Origin of the sequence: Streptomyces longisporus, assembly GCF_039532765.1 — a bacterium.
GTDB classification, from domain to species: domain Bacteria; phylum Actinomycetota; class Actinomycetes; order Streptomycetales; family Streptomycetaceae; genus Streptomyces; species Streptomyces longisporus.
Map to the genome: position 1 here is coordinate 237,600 of NZ_BAAASG010000028.1, position 26,154 is coordinate 263,753.

A 26,154-nucleotide genomic window follows, 5' to 3' on the forward strand; every position below is an offset into this window, starting at 1 on the left:
GGAAGTTGGAGTCGCCCTCCATGCGAAGACCCGCCATTGCCTCGCGATGGCGGGTCTTTTGTATGTCCACTCGGCCACACGGTGCCGCTACGCGAGTGTTCATCACGATCAGGTGAAGATCGCCGATTCGAGGCAACCACACAGATCCTTCACCAGTCACACACGCGCAAGCCACAAGTACGGCCCCAGGGGGGAACATGAGCAACCAATACCCGCAGCAGCCGCAGCAGCCCGGCTGGAACGGCCCGCAGCAGCCCGGGCAGCCTCAGCCGTGGGGCGGCCCGCAGGAGGGATGGGGTGCGCCTCCGCAGCCGCCGAAGAAGTCCAGCGCCGGGAAGATCATCGGGTTCGGGTGTCTCGGATTCGTCGCCGTGCTCGTGCTGATCGGCATCATCGGTGTCGCGGTAGGCGGCGGCAGCGACTCGAAGTCCAACAAGGCCGACGGCTCCAATGACGTCAAGGCCACCGCCGGCGCGCCCAAGAGCCAGAAGCCGGCCGCCGACAAGAGCAAGAGCGAGGACGCGAAGAAGACCGACACCAAGCCTGCGAAGAAGGTCGTCACCTTCAAGGTGTGGGGAACCGCCCCCTCCGGGGCCCTCGGTCCGCTCGACATCACATACGGCTCCGACTCCGACACCCGCAAGGGAAGCTTCAAGAACGGCAAGTTCGAGGCCACCCTGCCCCTGAACAAGGACGCGATGTACTACACCGTGAGCGCGCAGCTCCAGGGCTCCGGGGACATCACCTGCTCGGTCACTGTCGACGGCCACACGAAAAAGGGCCACGCGGCCGGCGGCTACAACATCTGCGACGCCCAGCTGAGCTCCGGCCTGCTCGGCGGCTGGAACTGACCGGCGGCACCCTGCGCCCTACCACCGCTTGATCACAGGAAAGGCCTCCCGGTGATCACACCGAGAGGCCTCTGGCCCGCTATTCAAGCCCGGTGGGCGCGGACGGTTTCGAACCGCCGACATCCTGCTTGTAAGGCAGGCGCTCTACCGCTGAGCTACGCACCCTGGACAGGTCGACAGCCTACATTGTCCCGGGCGCTGTCCTGCAATCCCGAATCACGGGAGGGCAGAACTGCAGCCATTACTCCTGGAGACCGAGCGGGAGTACGTCCTGCTCCCAGGACGCATGCCCGGCCGCGTGCCCCGAGCGGTGTTGGGCCCGCTGGTCACCCGCTTTCACTCCGCGTCCAGACGGCACGAATCGTGTCCGTGGTCCGGGAAGGCGGGGGCGGGGTCCTTCACGCTCCGGGGTGTCCGGTCCGGCCTGGACGGTCCGATACCCGTATCCATCGCTCTGGTGGGTACGGGGCGGTGCCGTCCGTCGCCGGATCGAATGCCCGAGGGCGCGCCGTCCGATCGCCACGGCTGCCGCGTCGTGGCGAGTGGTCTTACGGATCTTCGTCGTGAGCGGTTTCTGCACCAGCGCCCACTGGTCGTGCGTCGCCTTCGTAATACTTCCCGCCCACCGCGCCGATGAGAGCCCCGACAGCTCCCGCTTCCGGGCCGCCCAAGAAGAGGCATCGTGGCCGACCCCCTCCCGGGACCGCACCGCGAGATCCTTCGACGCCAAAGAGCCGCCCACGGACGTCAGCACTGTCGCCTCTGCCGACGACACCCGCAGCCGCGACCGGATCGTGACGCCGACAGGACCGGGCACCACGAAGGGCGGCACCAACCCACGCAGCCCGCCCATTCGCACTCCATCGATATCGAAGATCCGTTCATCATGTGCAACGACGACCATCCGAAAAGGTCACTCATTCGATGCACGCACGTGTGTCCTTCAAGCCCATACGGGGGCTAGCCCCACCCCACATCCGGTAGCAGCCGGGATCGCCCCGCCGCCCCCCGCTCCGTACCGTCGGAGCACTTCAGCAATCCGTCCAGGGGGAGATCGTCATGGCCCGCGTCCGTGCCCGTTCCGTTGTCGTTCGTGTCGGTCTTGCCGTCGGGGTCGTAGGGGTTCTTGTGGGGGGTGCTGCCGGCTGTGGCGCTTCCGCTGGGGACGACAAGGAGCCCGATCATCGGGCGTTCGCGTTGGTGGGGCGCACCCTCACCGTGGATTCCGACGACTCGGCGCTGGAGATCGTCGCCGCGGCGGGGAATCCGGCGGGGAAGGTCGAGGTCACCCGGTGGTTCCAGGGGAGCGTCACTCTCGGGAAGGGCCCGAAGGTGAGCTGGAAGATGGAGGGCGACAGGCTGACGCTGCGGATGGAGTGCTCCGGTGTGGTCGCCGACTGTTCGGCCAGGCATCGGATCGAGGTGCCGCGCGGGGTCACCGTGAAGGTGGAGGACGGGGACGGGAGCGTGCGGGCTCGGGGGTTCGAGGATGCGTTGAGTGTTCGTACGGGGGACGGTTCCGTGCATGTGACGGATTCCAGTGGGCCGCTGGCGGTGCGCACCGGGGACGGGTCCGTGCGTGCCGATGTCTCCTCGCGGCAGGTGCGTGTCGAGACGGGTGACGGTTCCGTGGACCTCGAACTCGGTGCGGTGCCGGACCTGGTGGACTCCCGCAGTCATGACGGTTCGGTCACCGTTGCGCTGCCGAAGGCCACGTACCGGGTGACGACCCAGACGGGCGACGGCTCGGTGGATGTGTCCGTGCCGCGGTCCGACTCCAGCTCGCACGTGGTGTCCGCGCGCAGCGGTGACGGCAAAGTCACCCTGAAGACCGCGAACTAACCGGCCCGTGTGTTCGTCCTTAACCGGTGGGAGAATGAAACGAGGCACCGGCCTGGACGGATGACAGCACGGGAGAGGGATGTGACGGCGACACCTTCGAAGCCGTACTCGCCGTCGGTGCCGGGTGCACACCGTCAGGTGATGACGGATGTCTTCACCCTCCTCGCCCTGCCCCTCGTCGCCGCGCTGGCGCTGCCCGCCGCGTTCGCCGGCGGGGGCACCCGGCGCTGGTTCGGGGGGCGGGCGGAGAGTCAGCGGGCGGAGGCGCAGGCCGCGAAGGACGCCGCGGCGGCCGCGTTCTACGAGCTGGACACCGCCCAGCGTGAACTGCGCATCTCGATCGAGACGATCAGGGCCGTCGACGACACTCCCGCCGCCCGGCGGGCCGTGTCGGACTTCGAGGCGCTGGGGCGGCGGATCGACGAGGCCAGCCATCGTTATATCGAGGCCGTCGACGCGCATGATCTGGACCGGGACGATCTGGATGCGTCGGTCGCGGCACACGCGCGTACCGAGCTGACCAGGGCCAAGGACGAGCTGGCGAACGTCAAGCGGGAGCTGGATCGTTTCGGTGACGGTCTCGGGCCACTGCTCGGCAAGGCGGAGACGCAGCTGGCCCGGCTCGCTCCGGCGGTGGAGCGGGCGCGGCAGGGGCTGCTCGCCGCTTCGAACGCGTTGGATGCCGTACGGGAGACGAAGCTCAGGGCGGACGATCTCGCGGCCCGTCTTGCCGCTCTCGGCCCTGAGCTGACGAAGCTCAACCAGGGTGCGGGGCAGCACGGGGTGCCGCAGACGCTGGAGCGGGCCGAGCGGGTGGCGCGGGAGGCCGAGGCGATCCGGGTGGAGGCCGAGCGGCTGCCCCAGAAGGCGGCCGAGATCGACCACCGGCTGGTCTCGCTGCGGACGCGTGCGCAGGCGCTCACCACGCGTGCCGGGCAGGTCGATCCGGTGCTGAGCGAGCTGCGGCGGCGGTTCGTGGCGGATTGCTGGCAGGACCTGCAGCATGTGCCGGAGCAGGCGGCGGAGAATGTGCGCCAGGCGGAGCTGAAGCTGAAGGAGGCGCAGGCCGCGCGAGACGCCCAGCGCTGGCCGGACGCGACCTCGTTGCTGGCGACGGTGCGGGCGCTGCTGAACACGACGGACGAGTCCGTGTCGGCGGCGCGGGACCGGCTGCAGCGGTTGAACGCCGTGCAGAAGGATCCGCAGCAGGAGATCGACCGGACGCGGTTCGCGATCCGGGACGCCCAGCGGCTGGCGATGACGGGCCGGGCGACGCCGGATCCGCGGCACGCGCGCCCGCTGGACGACTCGGTGGCCCGGCTGGAGCGCGCGATCGCCGGCCTGGAGGGCCGCCACCCGGACTACTGGCACTTCCTGACGGAGACGGAGGCGGTGCGGGAGACGGTGGCGCGGGTCGTCTCGCAGATCCGGGAGGAGCGCGGCGGCGGCCACTGAGCCGCCGCCCCTCACATCTTCCTGCTGGCTGCGGTAGGCGTAGTACGCCGAGTTCAGTAGGAAGCGATCAGGCTGGCCGGCGACTGCCGGTAGGTGTCGGTGTCGTGGCAGGTCAGGTACGGGACGCCGCTGCTGCTGCTGCGGTAGTGGTCATCATCGAGTGGTCCTTCGAGCCGGTTCTTCCAGTACTTCTCGGCGTACGTCGCCATCGCCGCGTAGCCGTACGGCGTACCCGTGCCGGGGTTCTTGGGGTTCGCGGGGGCGGGGTGGGTGATGGCCGACCGGGGTGCGTCGATGACGGCGCCGGGGCGGACGGGGGTTGCCCTGGTCGCCGGGGCGGGCTCGTTGACGGGGCCGGGACCCTGTTCGGTGAGGCGTTCGCGGGTGAGCTGCCAGGTGCCGTCCGGGAGGGCGGTGAAGGTGAGTTGGTGGTGGGCGGTGAAGGTGAGTTGGTGGTGGGCGGTGAAGGCCGTGGTGGCCGGTTCGTCGCCGCGTATCCTCGCGCGGCCCTCAGCCGCACGCCGCCGGTCGCCTTCAGGGACGTACGCGGGGACCCTTCGACCAGGGCGGCGGAGAGGGACATGGCCGCAACGGCCGTACAACGGGCCCTGCTCGCACCGGGCTTGCTGGGTCTCACGGGGTTTCTCCCTGCGGTGGGGCGTGGTTCATTTCACGACCGTCGGCCAGGCGGGCGACTGGGCGGGGTCCAGGCCGCGCAGTCGTGCCAAGGTCTCCGGCTTCTGCACGTCCAGCCAGTCGGCCAGTTCCTTGAAGGACACGCACTTGACGCCCTTCTTCGTGCAGACGTTCTTGATGACCTGGTCGACCGCCTTCATGTAGATGCCACCGTTCCAGTCCTCGAAGTGGTTGCCGATGAACAGGGGGGCGCGGCTGCCGTAGTAGACGCGGTTGAAGCCGTTCATGTAGGAGGCGACGGTCTGCTTCTCCCACTGGGGGTAGTCGGCGGGGTTGCCGTGGGTCGCGCCGTCGGACTGGTTGTAGAGGAAGGTGAAGTCCATGGACAGGCCCTGGTAGTCGGTGCCCGAGTACGGGAGCAGCTGGAGCGGGAAGTCCCAGACGCCGTTCTTCTTGGTGGGCCAGATCTGGAAGTCGCCGGTGGAGGAGGCGTCGTAGCGCCAGCCGTAGCTCTTGATGGCCTTGAGCAGGTTCTGCCGGCCTTCGAGGCAGGGGGCGCGGCCGCCGGTGACCTCCTTCTTGAAGTCGAAGGGCAGGGCGGGGACGTCGGTGAAGCCGGTGTTGGTCTTCCACTGCTCGGCGAAGGCGTAGAACTGGTCGATCTCGCTCTTCCACTCGTCGACGCTCCAGTCGCCGCCGCCCTTCTTGCCGCAGAAGTGGCCGTTGAAGTGGGTGCCGATCTCGTTGCCGTCCTGGTAGGTGAGGCGCAGCTGTTCGAGGGTGGTGCGGATGTGGTCGTCGGTGGCGTAGTCGATGGCGGCGGCGCCTGCCGGGTGCTGGGGCGGGTGGTAGAGCTTCGCCTTGTTCTTGGGCAGCAGGTAGATGCCGGTGAGGAAGAACGTCATATGGGCGTCGTACTTCTTCGCCAGCTCCCGGTAGTGGGAGAAGAGATGGTCGCCGCCCTCCAGTGCGCCGTCCCAGGAGAAGACGACGAACTGGGGCGGTTTCTGGCCGGGCTTGAGGGGTTCGGCCTTCAACTCGCCTGGTTGCGGGCCGGTGTCGGAGGTGGAGCCGTCGCCGATGACCCTGGTCTTTCCGTCCCAGGTGGGTGGCGGGGTGGCCCGGGGGGCGGCGGCGTTGGGGCTCTTGTCGGTCTCGGCGGCGGGCTGGGTGTGGTCCTGGCGGGTCAATATCAGGGAGGCGGCGACCAGCGAGGCCACCATCAGGAAGGGTGCCAGGGTCGTGAATCCCAGCCGGGGGGTGCGGCGGTCGGGTCCTGCGCGTCGTCGGCCGGTGGGCGGTGTCATGCCGGGCATGCGGCGTTCCTGGGGCATGCGGTGCTCATTCTGCGAGTGGGGTGGGGGGTGCGGTGCGGGTCCCGGCGGTCAGTCGAGGCCCATGGCGCCCGACCAGACGGCGTACGGGACGCTGTCGGCGGGCGTTCCTGCGGTTCCGTTCAGCGGCAGCGGGTCCAGGGAGGCGGCCAGGTCCATGCGGTGGACGACGACCGCGGTCGCCACGGACTGGGCGGTGCCCGCAAACCAGGCGGCGGTGTCGTCGGCGGTGGTGCCGGACCTGCCGGTCGCGGTCGCGGTGGAGACGCCGGGGTGGGCGGCGTTCAGGGAGTCCGTGAGCGCCTCGGAGACCTGCTCGGCCACCTCGGCGCCGATCGCGCGGCGCGCGGTGGGGGTGGTCAGGCGGACCTCCGCGCCGTTGTGGGTGATACGGCGCACCGAGTACGGCTCGGTGTGCTGCCCGGCCGCGGCGAAGGTGGCGTAGCCACTGGCCCTCCGGATGGCGCTGGGTGTGGAGCTGCCCAGGGAGAGCGCGGGCACCTGGGGGCCCAGGCTGGACGGCAGCAGGCCGGCCGCGAGGGCCGTCTCGCGCACCTCGTTCAGGCCGGTGTCCATGCCGAGCTGCATGAACGGCGTGTGCACGGACCGGGCGAGCGCCGTGCCGAGGCTGATGGGCCCGTGGGACTTCCCGTCGTCGTTGTGGGCGGTGACCTTCTTGCCGCTGCGGTCCCAGTACGGGCCTTCGGGCGTGGTGACGGCGACACCGTTGTAGAGGGTCTGCGGGGTGATCCGGGTGGCGGGTCCGCCGCGGGTCTTGCGGACGCCGTGCTCCAGACCGGCCGCGTAGACGAACGGCAGGAAGGCCGAACCGGCCTGCACGGTGGCGGCGTTGGGCTCGTTGAAGCCCTGCGTACGGTGGTCGGGGCCGCCGTGGACGGCGAGGTTCCGGCCGTCGGTGGCGACGGAGGCGGCGCCGTCGAGGATGTCGTCCCTGCTCATCGGGTGCGCCACAGGGCGCGGAACAGGCATCGCCTGCCGCCGCACCCAGCCGGTACGGGCCATGGGGGTGCCGTCGGACCAGAAGTGGACGGTGTCCTGCTGGGTGGCGTGGCTGTTCAGGTTCTGCGGGATGTCGATGGCGGCGGCGACGGTCAGGCACAGGGCGGTCAGGCCGGTCGATGCCGCGAAGCCGCCGAGCACCTGGCGCCAGGAGGGCAGCCAGCGGTGCCGGCCGGGGCGCGGGTGGGCGGGGCGTAAGCGGCGTAACGCCGCCCGGGGAGACCACCTCGGTGCCGCGCGTCGGCGGCGGTGGCCGGCCGGTCGGCCACGTCGTTGTGCTGTCCCGGTCACGCCCGGAAACTACCAACGATCTTCGCGAGTTCTCCACATGAGAATCCAACAGGAACGATCACATACCGAGCAGTAGATAACATGATGGACGCGTGACTTGGATCACACTCGCCGCGTCGCGCCGCCGCTAACCTGGTGTCATGCCTCGCTATGAGTACCGCTGCCGGAGTTGCGGCGACACGTTCGAACTGAGCCGGCCGATGGTTCAGTCCTCCGACCCCGCGACGTGCCCTGCCGGGCATGAGGACACGGTGAAGCTGCTGTCCACCGTGGCGGTGGGCGGGACCGCGTCCGCCCCTGCCGCGGCACCGCGGGGCGGTGGCGGCGGGGGCGGGTGTTGTGGTGGAGGGTGCTGCGGCTAGGTAGAACCGGGCGTTGTCGTCTGCGGGCTGTGGGGGCTGATCGCGTCCACGCGGCGGTAGCCGCGTATCAGACACAGCCCCGCGCCCCTATTGGGGCGCTCCTGCTCGGGTCGCCTTCAGGAATTCCCGCAGGATGCGCTCGCCCGCCAAGACCCCCCGCTCCGGGAGCGCGCTGATCGTCGGGGCCGTCCAGTCGGCGTCGGCCAGCTCCCCATGGCCCGGCCGCCAAGCGCGGTCGGCGGCCAGCAGCAGATCGGCGTCGAGGAGCGAGTCGCCTGCGGCCAGTGTGAGGGACGCGCCGGTGCGGCGGGCGACCTCGTGCATGGCCGCGCTCTTGGTGAGCGGCTTCGGGACGGCGTAGATCTTGCGGCCCTGCAGTGACACCGTCCAGCCGCGGTTCTCCGCCCACACCGCCAGCTCCTTGACCCACTCCTCGGGCAGCAGCTCGCGCTCGACGACGAGATAGGCGAAGAGGTCCTCGGCGACCCGGTGCTTGCGCACCCACGCCGGGTCCGCCGTGGCCAGCAGCTGCTCCCGCACCTCGTCCAGCGGGGCGCACTGCTCCGAGAGCCGTTCCGTCACCTGGGCGTGCCAGTCGAGGTCGGAGACGCCGTCCACCATCAGATGGCCGCCGTTGGCGCAGATCGCGTACTTCGGCGCCGGGCCCGGCAGGTTGATGCGCTGGTACTGCTTGCGGGTCCGGGTCGTCGTCGGTACGAAGACCGCCGCGTCGCCCAGGTCGGTCAGCAGGCCGGCCGCGGTCTCCGTCATGAACGACAGCGGCCTGCTCTCGTGCACCTCGACGCAGAGCAGCCGGGGCGCCCGTGCGTCCGGCATGGTCAGCGCGAGGGCGGCGGAGGAGTAGATGAGCGTACGGTCGAGATCGCTCGCCACCAGCACCGGCATCAGACGTTCACCGCCTTGCCGTCGGCACCCGTGGCGCCCCGCGTGTACTTGGGGTGGATCAACCCGACGCAGGTGTACGGCAGTTCGGCCACCTCTTCCACCGGGACCCCTCTCTGCTCGGCCAGCAGCCGTACATGGTCCAGGTCGGTGCCCGCTCCGGCCCGCGCCAGGATCTTCCAGGGCACCCGGCGCAGCAGCACGCGGGTGGTCTCGCCGACACCGGGCTTGACCAGGTTCACGTCGTGGATGCCGTACTCCTCGCTGATCCGCTCGACCGCGGTCCAGCCCTCCCAGGTCGGCTCGCGGTCGCCGGACAGCAACTCCTTGACCTGCGTGGCGACGGCGTCCGCGACCTCCGGGAAGCGGGCGGCAACGGCGTCGAGGAAGTCCACCGAGACATCGGCGCCGGCGAGTTCGCGGTAGAACTTGGCGCCGTGGAAGTCGTGCGGACCGACCAGGTCCGAGCGCAGCACGGTCCGCGAAATCAGGCCCGAGACGGTGGAGTTGAGGCAGGCGGAGGGTATGAGGAAGTCCTCCCTCGTGCCGTACGTCCGTACGCAGGAGCCCGGGTCGGCCAGCACCGCGATCTCCGGGTCGAAGCCGGTGATGCCGTCGGACGCCTCGAACTCCTCGATGGCGTCGGCGAGTTCGCGGGTGATGGCGCCCTTGCCGGTCCAGCCGTCCACGAAGACGACGTCGGAGGGGTCGTGGTGGGCGGCCAGCCAGCGCAGCGCGTTGGCGTCGATACCGCGGCCGCGCACGATCGAGACGGCGTAGTGCGGCAGATCGAGGCCGTGCCGGAACTGCGCCCAGCGCCGCATCAGCACCCCGACGGGCGTACCGGCGCGGGCCAGCGACACGAGCACCGGCCGCGGCGACCGCTCGGCGAGCACGATCTCCGTGACGGCGCCGACCGCCAGGGCGAGACGCGCCGCGGACTCGTCGAGCGCCGCGTGGAACAGCTCCTGGTACTGCTCGCTCGGCTGGTACTCCACCGGCAGCGACTCCGCGTAGTGCGCACCGCCGCTCTGGATGGCCTCCTCCCGCTCCTCGGTCGGCGCCTCCAGCGTCACGTCCGAGAGGTCCTGCAGCAGCCAGCCGACCTCCTCGGGCGGGTACGAGGAGAAGGCGGGGCCGCGGAGGGGCTCGGGCAGCATGGCGGGCCTTTCGGGAACGTACAGAGGCTCTGGCACATAGGAGGGGACGACCGCCAGCAGGACCTGCGGGGTGTGGGCGGCCAGCTGGGCCAACAGGCCGTCCGGCGCGTGCAGTTCGGGGGTGTCGGCGACCGAGTCGACGACCGCGACCACCGCGTCGAAGCCGGCGCCGGCGACGTTGTAGGCGTAGCGCTCGCCGGGGCCGTCGGCGGGGTCGTCGTGGGCGGGGAAGACTATGCGGCTGCGTATCGCGTAACCGGGGTCGTCGACCGCGAGGACGGGTGAGCGGGTGGTCGTGGAGTACCGCACCTCGGCGTCGGCGACCTGCTCCAGCTCGCGGGCGAGCCTGAGGGGCGTGTACATCAGCTCCTCGAACCCGAGCACGAGTACGCGGCGCGCGTCGGCCGGGAGTGCCTCTGCGAGGCGGGCGGCCATCGCGGGCAGGGCGTTTTCGAGACGGGCACGGTGGCTCGGCGTGAAGCCATGACGACCGCCGTCGGGGAGGCCGCGGGGCCAGAACAGGTCGACGCGGGTGACGTGGCCGTTTTCGGGTCGCGTCTGCCGGGTGCGATTGTCTTCCGGGTGCAGGTCGTGTGGGGCTAGTCGCGCAGTTCCCCGCGCCCCTGGGGGGGTGCTGCCCAAGTCGGCTTCAACGGCACCGCCCTTGTCTGGGGGCGCGGGGAACTGCGCGACCAGCCCCGACGCGCCCGCAGACGACGAACCAGCCGCCGCGGCACTCTCTGCCTCGTACCGCGCGACGAGAGCCTGCCCCCGCTCCAACACGCCGTGAGGCAACCGCACCGTCCCGGAAGCGGCCGCCACGAGGTCGACCCTCGCGCCGATCTCCCGCGCGAAAGCCTCCAGCCGCCCCAGATCCGCCGCCGACCGCATGTCGACCAGGGCCACCACCACGTACCGCCGCCGCGGATACCGCCCGTGGAGGTCCCGGATGGTGTTCAGGACCGTGTTGCCCGTCGAGAACTCGTCGTCGACCAGCACCAACGGCCCGTCCCCCACCAGCAGCGCCGGATCCTCCGGCAGCAACAGATGGGAGGTGGCGTGCGAGTGCGACTCCTCGAAGCCGCCCGCCGGGGCGACCGAGGCGACCGGACGCCGCGTGGAGTGCAGATACGGGGCGAGTCCGACGCCGTCGGCGACCGAGTGGCCGAGGCCCGTCGCCGTCTCCGCGTACCCGAGGACGACCGCGCGGGCGGCCTCCTCCGCGCCCAGAAGCTCCCGCACCCGGCGGCCGAGCGCGAACCCGTACCCGTACACCACGGACGGCGACTGCGGCACATGCTTGCCGAGCACGTTGGACACCAGCAGATGCGCCCGCTTGGGATTGCGCCGCAGGGCCAGCCCCAACAGGTCGGTCAGCTTGTCGTCGCCCACGAGTTCGACACCGAGCCGCTCGGCGACCCATGTGCCGGACCAGACCGGGTTGTTCACTGCGTTGATCACTAGCCCCTAGATACCTAGATCGTGCGGCTCAGCCGGGAATGCCCGCGGCGAGCAGATCCACAAAGCTGACGTCCTCGCGGGCGACGCCGAACACCTCGGCCCGCAGCATGGTCCGCTCGGCCCACGCGCGGTGCGGCTTCACCTCGTTCATCTTGTTGGTGTACGCCGATCTCAGTACACCCCCGCCGCCCCGCTCGGGCCGCAGGATGTCCGCGGCATCGCCGAACTCTTCGTGACTGACCACGGACAGCGCGTGCACGGGCAGTACATGGGAGGGGTGGATGCAGGTCTTGCCCAGCAGGCCGTTGGCCTGGTCCAGGGAGATCTCCCGCAGCAGCCCGTCCATGGCGTGCTCAATCAGTTTCTCGCGCAGCTCGACCGCCTGCCCCTCGAGGAAGGGGCTGGTCCGCAGCATCGGCTTGAACATGCGCTCCGGGACCCGGAAGTACTCCCACACCGGCCCGGTCACCGTGAACCCGGTGCCGTCGGCCCGCCCCAGCAGGTTCACCACGTCGGAGATCACGGAGGCGACGACATGGACGTCGTAGGCCGTCATGTCGGGAGCCCGGCGCAGGCCGTACGAGGAGCAGAAGTCGGTGACGCCGAGGCGCAGTGCGAGCACGCGGTCGCGGTACTTGTCGACGGCGCGGGCGATGCCCTCCAGGGTCTCCACCCGCGACTCGCGGTAGAGCAGCTCGGGCGACTCCAGCACGGGCATGGCGAACAGCCGGTGCCCGCTCGCGGCCTCGGCGCTCGCCAGGGCCTCCAGGAAGGGGATCCCCCGCTCCTCGGTGAACTTGGGCATCACGAACCCGGACAGCAGCCGGACGCTCGCCCCGAGCCGCTGAACCAGGTCGGGGATCTGCTCGGGCGTACGGACCCGGACGAACAGCAGCGGCAGCTCGGCTCCGTCCCGCCCGGCCAGGTCGGCGAACTGGCGGACGAGGTTCTCCTCCCCCGCGACCACGTCCGCGTCGTCGATCGAGTCCTCCAGGCACAGCACCATCGAGACCACGCCGAGTCCGGCCTGCTTGACGATGTCGTCGGCCAGCCGCGGCCTGGTGGCCGGACTGTAGAGCGTGGCGCCCAGGGCCGCGGAGAGCAGCCGGGCAGGGGAGTCCGTGTCGAACTCGCACGGCTCCTGATGGAAGAGGCGCTGCCGCACCTCCGGGGCGATGTGCCCGAAATGACGCATAGAACTCCCCCGTGCCGCCGGTAAGGCTATGGATTGGTAATGGGTGGCCGGTAATAGTACGTAGAAAGTCATGTCAGGGGTTCCCGCAGGGCATGAATTTCTGGTAACTCGGCCATGTCGACGCCGATTCGACAAGCCGTCGACCCGGCCGCGGGCCCCTACCCCCGCGTTGTCGTGACCAGGACCGAGAGGGCAGGATGACCGCATGACGCACGCGATGCTGAAGGGGTCGAACGTCCCGCTCGAGGCCACCACGGTGCGCGCCGTGCTGCGCTGGACGCCCGGGCAGGGGGTCCCGGACGTCGACGCCTCGGCGCTGCTCCTCGGCCCCGACGGTCGTGTGCGCTCCGACGAGGACTTCGTCTTCTACAACCAGCCCCGGCACCCCTCCGGGAAGGCGAGGTGGCTCGGCAAGAAACGTGTCGCCGACGGCCTCACCGACACGATCCAGACAGATCTGGCCGGAGTCGAGGCCGATGTCAGCCGGATTCTCCTGGTCGCTTCGGCGGACGACGTCACCTTCGACCGCGTACAGGGCCTGCGCATCCTGCTGTACGACGCGGCGAGCGCGGCCGACGAGCCGCTGATCCTCTTCGACATCAAGCCCCAGACGGGCCAGGAGACCGCCCTGATCTGCGGCGAGTTGTACCGCCGTGACGACCTGTGGAAGTTCCGCGCCCTGGGCGAGGGCTACTCGGACGGCCTGAAGGGCCTCGCCACCGAGTTCGGCATCTCGGTGGACGAGTCGGAGCCCACCCCGGAGCTATCCCAGCCCCTCCCCCCGGAGCAGCCCACCGCGGTCCCCACGCAACCGGCCTACGGTTACCCCCAGCAGCCGCCCGCCTCCCAGCCCGCCTACGGCTACCCCCAGCCAGCAGCAGCCTCCACCGGCTACGGCTACCCACCCCCGGCAACGGTCCCGGCCCCGAACCCGGATTTCCGGCTCCCGCCGCAGGGGCCGCAGTTCATCGGGCGGTAGCGGAGGCGCCCCTCAAGGCCGAGTTCCCAGGGTGCGCCTACCGCTCCACCGCGGACTTGTACCCCCGCCCCCACTGCAACCCCCACCCGTACAACCGATCAAGCTCCGCCTGGAACCCGTACACGAACTTCACCTCACGCCGCACCACCAACTCCCCCTTCACGTTCTCGATCATCACCACCGCACACGACCGAGCCTGCGGATGCCGCTCGTCAAGATGGATCTCGATCCGGGGCCCATTGCTCGGATACAGCGTCACGATCGCGTGCGTACGGTCGAACGCCGGCGTCTGGTCGTAGATGTACACGAACACCAGCAGCCGCTTGATCTCGTCCCGGTGGTCGAGGTTGACGTACATCGTCTCGCCGGACGCCGAGCCGAAGCGGTCGTCGCCGCTGAGCTTGACGTACGGCGGTGTGTTGACGTCCCCGAAGTAGTTGCCGAGCGGCTGCACGACACCCTTGGTGCCGTCCTGGAGCTCGTACAGACACGCCAGGTCGAGGTCGACGTTGACCATGCTCTGGCTGTGCCCCATGACCTCCGGGGGCCTGAGCGCCTTGAAGGGGTGCCGCCACAGGGACTCCCGTTGTGAGCCGCCGATGTCGGAGGTCCGCATCCGCCAGCTCAGATTGATGCGCAGATGCCCGGTGGCGGCGCCCTGCTTGGTGAGGGAGACCTGGTGGTGCCGTTTGGTCAGCTCGATGGAGTTGGTGGCGGCGCTGCCCGAGTCGAAGTCGGCCTCGCGTCCGCGCCAGAGTCCGTCCAAGAAGCCCATTCCCGCCCCCAGATTCACCCGGGCCCCACTGGACCCGGCTCCACTTGAAAAACCGGCGGGGCGACCGGAGACCGGCCGCCCCGCACAGAGCGTTCCCTCAGAGCCTGTGTCATATCCCCGGCCGGAGGTGCCTCACACCCCGGACGAGATCTCAGTCTTCTCGTCCGAGCCCGCCGCTTTTCCCTCGGCTTCCGCGAGCGCCTTGTTGCGGCGCACCGAGGACCAGAAGGACCAGCCGATCAGGACGACACCGACGAGGCCGGTGATGACCTCGTTGATCTGGTACTGGATGGTGACCATGAGGATCACGGCCAGCGCACCGATCGCGTAGTGCGCGCCGTGCTCCAGGTAGACGTAGTCGTCGAGGGTGCCCTGGCGGACCAGGTACACGGTCAGCGAACGGACGTACATGGCGCCGATGCCGAGACCCAGCGCCATCAGCACGATGTCGTTGGTGATGGCGAACGCGCCGATCACGCCGTCGAAGGAGAAGGACGCGTCGAGGACCTCGAGGTAGAGGAACATGAAGAACGCGGCCTGGCCGGCGAGGGCGACCGCCGAGCGCTTCTTGCCGGTGCGCGCGGCCTCTTCCTCCTCCTCGTGCTCCCGCTCCTCGTCTTCCTCGAGCTTGTCCTCGAAGTAGCCGGAGAGCCCGCCGACGACCATGTACGTGATCAGACCGGCGATGCCGGAGATCAGCACCGTCTGCGCCTTGTCGACGTGCGCGCCGCCGTGCTGGTGGGCGTGGACCGCGAAGGTGAAGGAGGTGATCAGCAGGACGACCAGGGCGATGCAGACCGACAGCATGTCGACCTTGCCGAGCTTGGCCAGCGGGCGCTCGATCCAGCGCAGCCACTGGATGTCCCGGTCCTCGAAGATGAAGTCGAGGAAGATCATCAGCAGGAACATGCCACCGAAGGCGGCGATCGCCGGGTGGGCGTCGGTGACGAGCTGCTGGTACTGGTCCTTGTCGGTCAGGGCCAGGTTGACGGCGTCGATGGGGCTCTTCTTGGCGGTGACCGCGACGATGACGACCGGGAAGACCAGCCGCATGCCGAAGACCGCGATGAGGACGCCGACGGTGAGGAAGATCTTCTGCCAGAAGGCGTTCATCTTCTTCAGGATTCCGGCGTTGACCACCGCGTTGTCGAACGACAGCGAGATCTCGAGGATGGAGAGGATCGCCACGATGCCGAAGGCCTCCCACCCCCCGTAGAGGACGGCGACGGCCAGGCCGACCGCGGTAATCGCGAACGACCAGCCGAAGGTTTTCAGAAGCACTGGCTACCCAATCCGTATCGGTACGGGTCTCTCCCCCGCGCCGTACTCGGCTTTACGAAACGTTGACCCCAAAGTCTAGAGCGATGCCGCGCAGCCCCGACGCGTACCCCTGTCCCACCGCCCTGAACTTCCATTCGCCCTGGTAGCGGTAGAGCTCACCGAAGATCATCGCGGTTTCGGTGGAGGCGTCCTCACTCAGGTCGTAGCGCGCGAGCTCCTGGCCGTCGGCCTGGTTGACGACGCGGATGAAGGCGTTGCTGACCTGTCCGAAGGTCTGGGCGCGCTCGTCGGCCATGTGGATCGAGACCGGGAAGACGATCTTCTCGCAGTGGGCCGGCACCCGGGTCAGGTCGACCAGGATCGACTCGTCGTCGCCCTCGCCCTCACCGGTGAGGTTGTCGCCCGTGTGCTCCACCGAGCCCTCCGGGCTCTTGAGCTGGTTGTAGAAGACGAAGTACTCGTCGCCCAGGACCCGGTTGCCGGCGCCGCACAGCAGGGCGCTGGCGTCGAGGTCGAACGGGGCTCCGGTGGTGGAGCGCGCGTCCCAGCCGAGCCCGATCATCACCTGGGTCAGGTTGGGTGCGGCCTTGGACAGGGAGACATTGCCCCCCTTGGCGAGCGTGACGCCCATGATGCTGGTCCTCCCCGAGATGGTGCTTCTTTGGTTGTCCTGCACGTCCGGCGCCGCACTCAAACGGTGCGACGCCGGACGGTGACGGGTCTCAGACGTTCACGCCGAAGTCCTGCGCGATGCCGCGCAGCCCCGACGCGTACCCCTGGCCGATGGCGCGGAACTTCCACTCCGCGCCGTGCCGGTACAGCTCGCCGAAGACCATGGCGGTCTCCGTCGAGGCGTCCTCGGAGAGGTCGTAGCGTGCGATCTCCGCCTCGCCCGCCTGGTTCACCACGCGGATGAACGCGTTGCGCACCTGGCCGAACGACTGCTGGCGGTTCTCGGCGTCGTAGATGGAGACCGGGAACACGATCTTCTCGACGTCGGCCGGGACGGCCGCGAGGTTGATCTTGATCTGCTCGTCGTCGCCCTCGCCCTCACCGGTGATGTTGTCACCGGTGTGCTCGACCGAGCCGTCCGGGCTCTTGAGGTTGTTGAAGAAGACGAAGTTGGCGTCGCTGCTGACCTTGCCCGAGGAGTTCAGCAGCAGTGCGCTGGCGTCCAGGTCGAAGTCGGTACCGGTCGTGGTGCGGACGTCCCACCCCAGACCGACGATGACCGCGGTCAGGCCCGGGGCCTCCTTGGTCAGCGATACGTTGCCGCCCTTGCTGAGGCTGACTCCCACGAGTCCTCCATTGGTGTCCAGGGGCGGGGAGCCCCGCCGTGCGTTTGATACCGGATCAACGAGTCGATCCTAGTGACGGGTTCCCGCCCCACGCATGGCTTGGAGCCGAAGAATCACAGGGTGTCGAGCGCCTTCACGTACTCGTTCAGGTCGCGGGCGTCCGGCAGCGCGTTGACGACGGTCCAGCGCACCACGCCCTCCTTGTCGATGACGAAGGTGCCGCGCACCGCGCAGCCCTTGTCCTCGGCGAAGACGCCGTAGGCGCGGGAGACCTCGCCGTGCGGCCAGAAGTCGCTCAGCAGCGGGTACTCCAGGCCCTCCTGCTCGGCGAAGACGCGCAGGGTGTGGATGGAGTCGTTGGAGACGGCGAGCACCTGGGTGTCGCGGTCGGAGAACTGCGGCAGGTTGTCCCGCACCTCGCACAGCTCGCCGGTGCACACACCGGTGAAGGCGAAGGGGTAGAAGAGCAGGACCACGTTCTTGCTGCCACGGAACTCGGAGAGCTTCACGGTGGCGCCGTGGTTGTCCTTGAGCTCGAAGTCGGGGGCCTTGTCGCCGACCTGGATCGCCATCGGGATACGTCCCTTTCGGTGGGGCTGTTCGGGTGGCTCCCACCCTACGCAGAGATCACCGAAAGCCGACGGACGGGCTGAGCGTCCTCAGCCCGTCCCCCAGTGGTCTACTTCTTGGACTTCGCGGCCTTCGGCGTCACCAGCCGGCTGCCGCTCCAGTCCTTGCCCACGCTGACGCTCTTGGAGGCGGACAGCCCCGCCGTCGTCGCGGCTTCGGAGATGTCGCTCGGCTCCACGTAGCCGTCGCGGCCGGTCTTCGGCGTCAGCAGCAGGATCGAGCCGCCCTCCTCGATGTACGTGGTGGCGTCCACCAGCACATCGGTCAGGTCGCCGTCCTCGTCGCGGAACCAGAGCACCACGGCATCGGCGACGTCGTCGTAGTCCTCGTCCACAAGGTCGCTGCCGATGACCTGCTCGATGGCCTCGCGGAGTTCCTGGTCTACGTCGTCGTCGTAGCCGATCTCCTGGACCACCTGTTCGGGCTGGAACCCCAGCCTGACGGCAGGGCTCGTCTCCGCGTGGTCCGCGGTCGCGCTCACGGGTTGCCTCCTGATCATGTCTTGGTGAGTATCTCAGCCACGCGCGTGCGCGAAGCATTGGCCGTAGTCCACACGGGCGGGGCGGATCGCGCAAGTACCCGGCCGTTCAGACCGCCGAAACGGTGACGATCCTGGCCGTGTCACCCCAACTCCAGGCATGCAACCGCCGCCACAAGTGACCTACACCACACCCTTCTGCCCCCTTTGTGGCATTGGGAACCAGCCGGAGCTGACGTAGGTCTCGGTTACCTCTCAGTAGAGATGACGTTTGCTTCCCCGAGGTACACGATGGGGAACGGTGCAGGCATACCGAAAAGCAGCTCAATGCAGCCCTCTGACAGGTAAGGAACAGCGTGGCTTCCGGATCCGATCGCAACCCGATCATCATTGGCGGCCTTCCGAGTCAGGTTCCTGACTTCGATCCCGAGGAAACCCAGGAGTGGCTCGACTCCCTGGACGCCGCAGTCGACGAGCGCGGCCGTGAGCGGGCCCGCTATCTGATGCTGCGGCTGATCGAGCGGGCCCGCGAGAAGCGCGTGGCCGTCCCCGAGATGCGCAGCACGGACTACGTCAACACGATCGCGACCAAGGACGAGCCGTTCTTCCCCGGCAACGAGGAGATCGAGCGCAAGGTCCTGAACGCGACGCGCTGGAACGCGGCGGTCATGGTCTCACGCGCCCAGCGCCCCGGCATCGGCGTCGGCGGCCACATCGCCACCTTCGCCTCCTCCGCGTCCCTCTACGACGTCGGCTTCAACCACTTCTTCCGCGGCAAGGACGAGGGCGACGGCGGCGACCAGGTCTTCTTCCAGGGCCACGCCTCCCCGGGCATCTACGCCCGCGCGTTCCTGCTCGACCGCCTCAGCGAGCAGCAGCTGGACGGCTTCCGGCAGGAGAAGTCGAAGGCTCCGAACGGCCTGTCCTCCTACCCGCACCCTCGCTCGATGCCGGACTTCTGGGAGTTCCCGACCGTGTCGATGGGCCTCGGCCCGATCGGTGCGATCTTCCAGGCCCGGATGAACCGCTACATGCATGCGCGCGGGATCGCCGACACGAGCAAGTCCCATGTCTGGGCGTTCCTCGGCGACGGCGAGATGGACGAGCCGGAGTCGCTCGGCCAGCTGACCATCGCCGCCCGTGAGGGCCTGGACAACCTGACCTTCGTCGTCAACTGCAATCTGCAGCGCCTGGACGGCCCCGTGCGCGGCAACGGCAAGGTCATCCAGGAGCTGGAGTCGGTCTTCCGCGGCGCCGGCTGGAACGTGATCAAGCTGATCTGGGACCGCTCCTGGGACCCGCTGCTCGCGCAGGACCGCGACGGCATCCTCGTCAACAAGATGAACACGACGCCGGACGGTCAGTTCCAGACGTACGCCACCGAGTCCGGGGCGTACATCCGCGAGAACTTCTTCGGCGACGACCAGCGGCTGCGCGCGATGGTCGAGGGCATGACCGACGACCAGATCCTGCACCTGGGCCGCGGCGGTCACGACCACAGGAAGATCTTCGCGGCGTTCTCGGCGGCCAAGGCGCACAAGGGCCAGCCGACGGTGATCCTGGCCAAGACGATCAAGGGCTGGACGCTCGGCCCGAACTTCGAGGGCCGCAACGCCACGCACCAGATGAAGAAGCTGACGGTCGACGACCTCAAGCGCTTCCGCGACCGGCTGCACCTGCCGATCTCCGACAAGGACCTGGAGAGCGGGCTTCCGCCGTACTACCACCCGGGGCGGAACTCGGAAGAGATCCAGTACATGCACGACCACCGCAAGCAGTGCGGAGGCTATGTCCCGACCCGCGTCGTGCGCTCCAAGCCGCTCGCGCTGCCGGACGACAAGACGTACGCGACGGTGAAGAAGGGCTCCGGTCAGCAGTCGATCGCCACGACCATGGCTTTCGTACGGCTGCTGAAGGACCTCATGCGGGACAAGGAGCTCGGCAGGCGGTTCGTGCTGATCGCGCCGGACGAGTACCGCACGTTCGGCATGGACTCCTTCTTCCCGAGCGCGAAGATCTACAACCCGCTCGGCCAGCAGTACGAGGCGGTCGACCGCGATCTGCTGCTCGCGTACAAGGAGTCGCCGACCGGCCAGATGCTGCACGACGGCATCTCCGAGGCGGGCTGCACGGCCTCGCTGATCGCGGCGGGCTCGGCGTACGCCACGCACGGCGAACCGCTGATCCCGGTGTACGTCTTCTACTCGATGTTCGGTTTCCAGCGCACCGGTGACCAGTTCTGGCAGATGTCCGACCAGCTGGCGCGCGGTTTCGTACTGGGTGCGACCGCCGGCCGTACGACGCTGACCGGTGAGGGGCTGCAGCACGCGGACGGCCATTCGCAGCTGCTCGCCTCGACCAACCCGGGCTGTGTCGCCTACGACCCGGCGTACTCGTACGAGATCGCGCACATCGTGCAGGACGGTCTGCGGCGGATGTACGGCGGGGACGCGGAGCACCCGCACGGCGAGGACGTCTTCTACTACCTCACCGTCTACAACGAGCCCATCCAGCACCCGGCCGAGCCGGAGAACGTGGACGTCGAGGGCATCCTCAAGGGCATCCACCGGCTCTCCGAGGGGACTTCGGGGTCGATTCCGGCGCAGATCATGGCGTCCGGTGTCGCGGTGCCGTGGGCCGTCGAGGCGCAGAAGATCCTCGCCGAGGAGTGGAACGTCAGGGCCGACGTCTGGTCGGCGACCTCCTGGAACGAGCTGCGTCGCGAGGCCGTGGACGTCGAGCGGCACAATCTGCTGCACCCCGAGGAGGAGCAGCGGGTGCCGTATGTGACGCAGAAGCTGTCGGGCGCGCAGGGGCCCTTCGTGGCCGTTTCCGACTGGATGCGGTCGGTTCCGGACCAGATCGCTCGGTGGGTGCCGGGGTCTTACCAGTCCCTGGGTGCCGATGGGTTCGGCTTCGCCGACACCCGGGGGGCGGCTCGGCGGTTCTTCCACATCGACGCGCAGTCGATCGTGGTGGCGGTGCTCACGGAACTGGCGAAGGAGGGGAAGGTGGACCGGTCGGTGCTCAAGCAGGCCATCGACCGGTATCAGTTGCTGGATGTTGCGGCGGCGGACCCGGGTGCCGCGGGCGGCGACGCCTAGTCGCAAAACCGCGCGTCCGCGTTCCATACGATGCGGGCATGAAGCAACAGACGGCGCAGGGGCGTTGGGAGCAGCACACCCAACGGCCCCTGCTGGCGCTCGCGGTGGCTTTTGCCGTTGCGTATGCCGTGCCGATCGTGGACCACTCCGCGGGGCACTCGCTGACGTCCGCGTGCACGGTGGTGGAGTGGGTGGTCTGGGGGGCGTTCGCCACGGACTATCTGGTACGGGTGGGGCTCTCCCCGCGGCGCAAGGAGTTCGTGCGGACGCACTGGATAGACCTGTGTGCGGTCGTGCTGCCGATGCTTCAGCCGTTGCGGCTGCTGCGGATGGTGTCGACGCTGATACTCGTCGGGCGGCGGGCGCGGATGGCCTCGCAGATCCAGCTGACGACGTATGTCGCGGGTGCCGTCATCGGGTTGCTGATGTTCGGGTCGCTGGCCGTGCTCTCGGTGGAGCGGGACTCGCCGAACGGGAACATCCGGACGCTGGGTGACGCGGTGTGGTGGTCGTTCACCACGATGACGACCGTGGGGTACGGGGACCATGCGCCGACGACCGGGCTGGGGCGGATGATCGCCGTCGGGCTGATGCTGGCCGGGATAGCGCTGCTGGGTGTGGTGACCGCGAACATCGCCGCGTGGTTCATCTCGCGGTTCGAGATGGACGACGTGGAGGAGCGGCGGCAGACGGAGGCGATCGAGGCGCTCACGGAGGAGGTGCGGGCGCTTCGGGCCGAGGTGGCGGCGTTGCGGGAGCCGTCGGCCAGACCGTGAACGGGGCTGCCCCGCGGGTGGGCCCCCGGCCGATCCGCCGGGGGCCCTTCCCTCACTCGCCCCGGGTCAGAAGAGACCGTTGCCCGGGGTTGCCGCTCCGGCGAGCCACACGATCGCCAGGAGCGTGTCGATGGCGCCCAGTACGAAGGCGACCAAGGCCGGAACCGAGCGGCTGCCCGCCCAGGTGCGGCCCATTGCGAGCCAGCCGCAGACGATCGCGGCGGGGCCGAGGATGATCCCCAGCACAAAGAATCCCGCGACCGCGCAGATGGTTCCGATGATTCCGAGCGTTGCGCGATCCGGCCCGGTCCGTGACCACGTACGGCCACGTGAGCGGGGGTACCTGCGCGTTCCGTGTCCGAAGCCCGCCATCATCAACTCCCTGAACCCCGGGGTCTGTTCGGGGTTCAACGAGCGGGTACCCACGGTGCGCTTCCTAATCCTCGGAGCTGCCGGCGCGCTGCCCCCCTCCGGCAGCGCGCCGCAGCACCGGTCACCCTCCACACCGTACGAACTTGCCCGAGGAACATGCCGTGTGGGAGGGCTTGACCACTGTGGCCTGCGGTGCGCACCGGACGCGAGGAATCTTTAGCTTCTTCACCCTGATAGGCGAAGTCCGTTGAAAACCCGTCAAGTTCGCCGGGCTTCACCGCGTCAGATGTGGGCCGCGCCCGCACCCGCCTCCGCGTTCTCGCCGCGCTTGGTGAGCAGGGCGACGAAGACGGCCACGACCGCGACTCCGCACGCGACCAGGGACGCCAGGCTCATGCCGGAGATGAACGTGTCGTGCGCGACGCCCGCGATCTTCGCAGCGATCGCCTCCGGGGTGCCCTTGGCGACCGGGGCCACACCGACCTGGACGGCCTCGGAGGCCTGGCCCAGCTGGGTCGGGGTGAGCGGCGGGAGGCCGGCGTCCTTCCAGTTGCCGGCGAGGTCGCTGTCGACCTTGGACGCCATCACGGCGCCGAGGACGGCCGTACCGAGGCTGCCGCCGATCTGCATCGCCGCCTGCTGGAGGCCGCCGGCGACGCCGGAGAGCTCCATGGGCGCGTTGCCGACGATGACCTCCGTGGCGCCGACCATGACCGGCGCGAGGCCGAGGCCGAGCAGAGCGAACCAGAGGGACATGAGGGCGCTGCCGGTGTCCGCCTTCAGCGTCGACATGCCGTACATGGCGATCGCGGTGGCCGCCATGCCGCCGGCCAGCGGGATGCGCGGGCCCAGCCTGGTGATCAGCGCGCCCGCGAGCGGGGAGCCGACGATCATCATGCCGGTGAGCGGGAGCAGATGCTCGCCGGCCTTGATCGGGCTCATGCCGTGCACGTTCTGCAGGTAGAACGTCACGAAGAACAGGCCGCCCATGAAGGCGATGGCCATCAGGACCATCAGCACGACACCCGCGGACAGCGGGACCGAGCGGAAGAGGGTCAGCGGGATCAGCGGCTCCTCGACCTTCGTCTCCCAGAAGGAGAAGAGGACGAAGCCGACGATCGAGGCGGCTATGAACGTCCAGGTCCTGCCGTCGCCCCAGCCCCAGGCCGGGGCCTTGATCAGGGCCCAGACCAGGCAGAACATCGCGCCCGAGAGCAGGGCTATGCCCAGGAGGTCGAAGGACCGGGGGGCGTTCTCCGCGCGGTGGTCGCGCAGGATGAGAAGGCCCAGGAGCAGGGCGATCGCGCCGACCGGCACATTGATGAAGAACACCGACTGCCAGTTGACGTGCTCGACCAGGACGCCGCCGAGGATCGGGCCGCCGGCGGTGGAGGCGCCGATGACCATGCCCCAGATGCCGATGGCCATGTTGAGCTTCTCGGCCGGGAAGGTCGCCCGCAGCAGGCCGAGCGCGGCCGGCATCAGCAGCGCGCCGAACAGGCCCTGGAAGACGCGGAAGGTGACGACCGCGGCGATGCCGTTCGACAGGCCGATGGCACCGGAGGCGGCGGCGAAGCCGGTCACGCCGATCAGGAAGGTCTGGCGGTGCCCGAAGCGGTCGCCGAGCTTGCCCGCGGTGATCAGGGAGACCGCGAGGGCCAGGAAGTACCCGTTGGTGATCCACTGGACGTCGGCGAAGCTCGCCTTGAGGTCCTTCTGGATGGCCGGGTTGGCGATGGCCACGATGGTCCCGTCGAGGGCCACCATCATGACCCCGACGGCGACGGTGATGAGGGTGAACCACGGGTGGCCGCGCAGCCCGGAGGCCCCCGGCGCGTCCGACGGGGCTGCCGGCACCTCGTCCCCCGGCCCCGTCGTGTCGATGGTGGTCTGACTAGTCATGCGTTCGAGGCTAGTGACAGCCACTGACAATTGACAAACCAATTCACAAGTCAGTAACTGACGCATATGGAAACACTCCGCGAACGCAAGAAACAGCGCACCCGGGACGCGCTGCTGCGGGCCGCCGTCGAACTGTTCACCACCCGCGGGTACGAGCAGACGACCGTCGACGACATCGCCGAGGCCGTCGACGTCTCGCAGCGCACCTTCTTCCGCTACTTCGCCGGCAAGGAGGAGGCCGCGCTCGCCCTGCAGGAGCTGGCGGTGGCGCGGTTCGTCGAGGCCCTGCGCGAGCGGCCGGCGGACGAGGCGCCGATGGCGGCGCTGCGCCAGGCGGTCCTGGAGGGCTGGGACAGGCTCCACGAGGTCATCGAGGCCGTCGTACCGGTCGAGCTGTATCTGCGGATGTACCGGGTGATCGAGTCGACGCCGGTCCTGCTCGCCGCACATCTGCGGCGCAACGAGGAGACGGAGGACGCCATCGCGCGGGTGCTCGCCGAGCGGGAGGGCCTGGACGTGGACGCCGACCCGCGGCCGCGCCTTGCCGTGGCGATCTTCGGCGGGGTGATGCGGGTGACGGAACGGCAGTGGTCCACCGGTGAGGACTTCAGCGTCGAGGCGATGCGCGCGTTGACGATCTCGTACCTCGAACAGGTGGGGCCCGCACTCACGGAGAGCTGGCGAACACGCTGAGACACATCGCGAGGACATTGACAGACACTGAGGTCATCGCCGCGTTTATCGAAACGTGATACCCGTCACTCAGCTCACGCGAGACCCTCTCGTTCTCCTAGTGTGTCCTCCCAGTGACTTCCTTCGACACCTCCCCGCAACTGAACGTCTGGCGCGCCCTGCTCGCGCTGGCCGTCGTGTTCGTGATGCTGGCGACCACCGGATGGACCGCCCTGCGCAGCCATCGCGCGGTGACTCCGCTGCAGGCCTCGCTCTCCTCCTGGGAGCACGGCGCCCTCCACGGACACCATCTGCCGGACCCCGACGCGTCCCCCGCGCGCCTCGCCCGCTTCTTCGCCTCGCTCACCGCCCAGGAGCGCACCCACCTCGCCCACCGCTACCCCCTCGCGGTCGGCAACATGAACGGTGCCCCCCTCGCGCTGCGCTACCGCGCCAACCGGCTCGCGCTCGCCGAGCAGCGCAAGGTCGAGCTCGGGCGTATGCACGACAGCCGGCTCTCGCTCCTCGGGCAGCACGACGCCGGCCGGCGCATGCACCGCTACGAGTCGCTGCTGCAGAAGGGCCGGCAGATCCTGGCCTTCGACCCCGAGGGCTCGGGGCGGGTCGCGGAGGTGATCGGGGACCTGCAGCGCGCGGAGCGTGTGTCGGTCGTGGTCCCCGGCGTCGACACCGACCTGCTCACCTTCCAGAAGACCAACCGCCCGTACTCGGCGGCCCTCGGCATGGCCCAGTCGCTGTACGCGGCGGAGCAGGCGGCGAGCCCGACGATGCGTACGGCCGTGATCGCCTGGGCCGACTACACGGCGCCCGCCGGGCTCGGCATCGACTCGGCGACGGCCATGCGCGCGGCGGAGGGCTCGCTGCGGCTGAACGCCATGCTGCGCGGGCTGCCCGGCAAGGCGCCGGTCTCGCTGTTCTGCCACAGCTACGGCTCCGTGGTGTGCGGCATCGCCGCGCCCGGACTGCCGCGCCGGGTGGCCGACATAGCGGTGGCCGCCAGCCCGGGCATGCGCGTGTCGAACGCCTCCCATCTGCGCACCACCGCCCAGGTGTGGGCGATGCGGGACGCCACCGACTGGGTGCAGGACGTGCCGTACCTGGAGCTCGGCGGGCTGGGCCACGGGGCCGACCCGGTGTCGGCCGCGTTCGGGGCGCGGGTGCTGTCCGCGCGGGGTGCGAAGGGACATGCCGGTTATTTCGAGCCGGGCACGGAGAGCGTGCGGAACTTCGCGGAGATCGGAGTTGGCGCGTACCGGTCGGTGCACTGCGCACGCGAGGAGAACGTGTGCCGGGAGGGTTTGTCCGGCGCGTCCACGTCCGGACGCGCGTAGAGGCGCAGAAACTGCGGTCTGCGCG

Annotated in this window: 24 protein-coding genes and 1 tRNA gene; 9 read left to right on the forward strand and 16 right to left on the reverse strand. The window is 69.2% G+C overall.

Annotated elements, in window-relative coordinates; translation table 11 throughout:
• The first annotated feature begins 197 nt into the window (after positions 1–197).
• The gene (locus ABD355_RS42065) at positions 198–851 is read left to right on the forward strand and encodes a hypothetical protein (protein ID WP_344406552.1); all 654 of its coding nucleotides are present in this window, start codon (positions 198–200) and stop codon (positions 849–851) included.
• 93 nt (positions 852–944) lie between these two features.
• Here ABD355_RS42065 and ABD355_RS42070 read toward each other — a convergent pair.
• Positions 945–1,016 (reverse strand) — tRNA-Val (locus tag ABD355_RS42070).
• Between the two features lie 76 nt (positions 1,017–1,092).
• Complete coding sequence (locus ABD355_RS42075) at positions 1,093–1,704, reverse strand: hypothetical protein (RefSeq protein ID WP_344406723.1); 612 nt, start codon at positions 1,702–1,704, stop codon at positions 1,093–1,095.
• A 206-nt stretch (positions 1,705–1,910) separates the two neighbouring features.
• On the opposite strand from ABD355_RS42075, the gene ABD355_RS42080 reads away from it, so the two are divergent.
• Together ABD355_RS42080 and ABD355_RS42085 are read left to right on the forward strand one after the other, a co-directional pair.
• A complete protein-coding gene (locus ABD355_RS42080; protein ID WP_344406554.1) occupies positions 1,911–2,693 on the forward strand; it encodes a DUF4097 family beta strand repeat-containing protein in 783 nt (260 codons plus the stop codon).
• 81 nt (positions 2,694–2,774) lie between these two features.
• Positions 2,775–4,148 carry a hypothetical protein gene (locus ABD355_RS42085; RefSeq protein ID WP_344406555.1) on the forward strand — a complete coding sequence of 458 codons (1,374 nt, stop codon included), beginning with the start codon at positions 2,775–2,777 and terminating at the stop codon, positions 4,146–4,148.
• A gap of 53 nt (positions 4,149–4,201) precedes the next feature.
• On the opposite strand, the gene ABD355_RS42090 is transcribed toward ABD355_RS42085, so the two are convergent.
• The 3 genes from ABD355_RS42090 to ABD355_RS42100 form a co-directional block, all read right to left on the reverse strand.
• Positions 4,202–4,750, reverse strand: coding sequence for a hypothetical protein (locus ABD355_RS42090; RefSeq protein ID WP_344406557.1), 549 nt, complete (start codon positions 4,748–4,750; stop codon positions 4,202–4,204).
• 63 nt (positions 4,751–4,813) lie between these two features.
• A complete protein-coding gene (locus tag ABD355_RS42095) occupies positions 4,814–6,091 on the reverse strand; it encodes a polysaccharide deacetylase family protein (protein ID WP_344406724.1) in 1,278 nt (425 codons plus the stop codon).
• A 78-nt stretch (positions 6,092–6,169) separates the two neighbouring features.
• Positions 6,170–7,279, reverse strand: a complete 1,110-nt coding sequence (locus ABD355_RS42100; protein WP_425585857.1) for a penicillin-binding transpeptidase domain-containing protein — start codon at positions 7,277–7,279, stop codon at positions 6,170–6,172.
• Between the two features lie 290 nt (positions 7,280–7,569).
• Here ABD355_RS42100 and ABD355_RS42105 point away from each other — a divergent pair, with 290 nt between their 5' ends.
• Entirely contained in the window at positions 7,570–7,791 is a 222-nt protein-coding gene (locus ABD355_RS42105; protein ID WP_344406560.1) for an FmdB family zinc ribbon protein, read from the forward strand.
• An 87-nt stretch (positions 7,792–7,878) separates the two neighbouring features.
• On the opposite strand, the gene ABD355_RS42110 is transcribed toward ABD355_RS42105, so the two are convergent.
• The 3 genes from ABD355_RS42110 to ABD355_RS42120 are packed head-to-tail and all read right to left on the reverse strand — an operon-like array spanning position 7,879 to position 12,510.
• Positions 7,879–8,697, reverse strand: a complete 819-nt coding sequence (locus ABD355_RS42110; protein ID WP_344406561.1) for an HAD family hydrolase — start codon at positions 8,695–8,697, stop codon at positions 7,879–7,881.
• Complete coding sequence (locus tag ABD355_RS42115) at positions 8,697–11,315, reverse strand: phosphoribosyltransferase (RefSeq protein ID WP_344406563.1); 2,619 nt, start codon at positions 11,313–11,315, stop codon at positions 8,697–8,699. Before ABD355_RS42115 ends, ABD355_RS42110 begins: the two co-directional genes overlap by 1 nt.
• Before the next feature lie 28 nt (positions 11,316–11,343).
• Entirely contained in the window at positions 11,344–12,510 is a 1,167-nt protein-coding gene (locus ABD355_RS42120; RefSeq protein WP_344406564.1) for an HpcH/HpaI aldolase/citrate lyase family protein, read from the reverse strand.
• Between the two features lie 205 nt (positions 12,511–12,715).
• Between ABD355_RS42120 and ABD355_RS42125 the strand changes: the two genes are divergently transcribed.
• Entirely contained in the window at positions 12,716–13,489 is a 774-nt protein-coding gene (locus ABD355_RS42125; protein WP_344406565.1) for a TerD family protein, read from the forward strand.
• Between the two features lie 37 nt (positions 13,490–13,526).
• Here ABD355_RS42125 and ABD355_RS42130 read toward each other — a convergent pair whose 3' ends face one another.
• From ABD355_RS42130 to ABD355_RS42155, 6 genes are all read right to left on the reverse strand, one after another.
• Positions 13,527–14,264, reverse strand: a complete 738-nt coding sequence (locus tag ABD355_RS42130; protein WP_344406566.1) for a TerD family protein — start codon at positions 14,262–14,264, stop codon at positions 13,527–13,529.
• 132 nt (positions 14,265–14,396) lie between these two features.
• Complete coding sequence (locus tag ABD355_RS42135) at positions 14,397–15,545, reverse strand: DUF475 domain-containing protein (RefSeq protein ID WP_344406567.1); 1,149 nt, start codon at positions 15,543–15,545, stop codon at positions 14,397–14,399.
• 52 nt (positions 15,546–15,597) lie between these two features.
• Positions 15,598–16,176: a TerD family protein gene (locus ABD355_RS42140; RefSeq protein WP_115908403.1), complete on the reverse strand. Its 579-nt coding sequence runs from the start codon at positions 16,174–16,176 to the stop codon at positions 15,598–15,600.
• A gap of 91 nt (positions 16,177–16,267) precedes the next feature.
• Positions 16,268–16,843: a calcium homeostasis/redox stress adaptation protein gene (locus tag ABD355_RS42145; protein WP_115908402.1), complete on the reverse strand. Its 576-nt coding sequence runs from the start codon at positions 16,841–16,843 to the stop codon at positions 16,268–16,270.
• A gap of 113 nt (positions 16,844–16,956) precedes the next feature.
• Positions 16,957–17,415 (reverse strand): peroxiredoxin, encoded by a 459-nt coding sequence (locus tag ABD355_RS42150; protein WP_123964840.1) that lies wholly within the window; start codon positions 17,413–17,415, stop codon positions 16,957–16,959.
• A gap of 107 nt (positions 17,416–17,522) precedes the next feature.
• Positions 17,523–17,954 carry a DUF3052 domain-containing protein gene (locus ABD355_RS42155; RefSeq protein ID WP_020116104.1) on the reverse strand — a complete coding sequence of 144 codons (432 nt, stop codon included), beginning with the start codon at positions 17,952–17,954 and terminating at the stop codon, positions 17,523–17,525.
• Between the two features lie 353 nt (positions 17,955–18,307).
• Between ABD355_RS42155 and aceE the strand changes: the two genes are divergently transcribed.
• Both aceE and ABD355_RS42165 read left to right on the forward strand, forming a co-directional pair.
• Positions 18,308–21,055: a pyruvate dehydrogenase (acetyl-transferring), homodimeric type gene (gene aceE / locus ABD355_RS42160; protein ID WP_344406571.1), complete on the forward strand. Its 2,748-nt coding sequence runs from the start codon at positions 18,308–18,310 to the stop codon at positions 21,053–21,055.
• Between the two features lie 38 nt (positions 21,056–21,093).
• Positions 21,094–21,831, forward strand: a complete 738-nt coding sequence (locus tag ABD355_RS42165; protein ID WP_344406572.1) for a potassium channel family protein — start codon at positions 21,094–21,096, stop codon at positions 21,829–21,831.
• A gap of 66 nt (positions 21,832–21,897) precedes the next feature.
• Here ABD355_RS42165 and ABD355_RS42170 read toward each other — a convergent pair whose 3' ends face one another.
• Both ABD355_RS42170 and ABD355_RS42175 read right to left on the reverse strand, forming a co-directional pair.
• The gene (locus tag ABD355_RS42170; protein ID WP_344406725.1) at positions 21,898–22,206 is read right to left on the reverse strand and encodes a small hydrophobic protein; all 309 of its coding nucleotides are present in this window, start codon (positions 22,204–22,206) and stop codon (positions 21,898–21,900) included.
• 279 nt (positions 22,207–22,485) lie between these two features.
• Complete coding sequence (locus ABD355_RS42175; protein WP_344406573.1) at positions 22,486–24,105, reverse strand: MFS transporter; 1,620 nt, start codon at positions 24,103–24,105, stop codon at positions 22,486–22,488.
• Positions 24,106–24,171: 66 nt separating this feature from the next.
• On the opposite strand from ABD355_RS42175, the gene ABD355_RS42180 reads away from it, so the two are divergent.
• The gene (locus tag ABD355_RS42180; RefSeq protein ID WP_344406575.1) at positions 24,172–24,798 is read left to right on the forward strand and encodes a TetR family transcriptional regulator; all 627 of its coding nucleotides are present in this window, start codon (positions 24,172–24,174) and stop codon (positions 24,796–24,798) included.
• A gap of 113 nt (positions 24,799–24,911) precedes the next feature.
• The gene (locus ABD355_RS42185) at positions 24,912–26,129 is read left to right on the forward strand and encodes an alpha/beta hydrolase (RefSeq protein WP_344406576.1); all 1,218 of its coding nucleotides are present in this window, start codon (positions 24,912–24,914) and stop codon (positions 26,127–26,129) included.
• Positions 26,130–26,154: the final 25 nt, after the last annotated feature.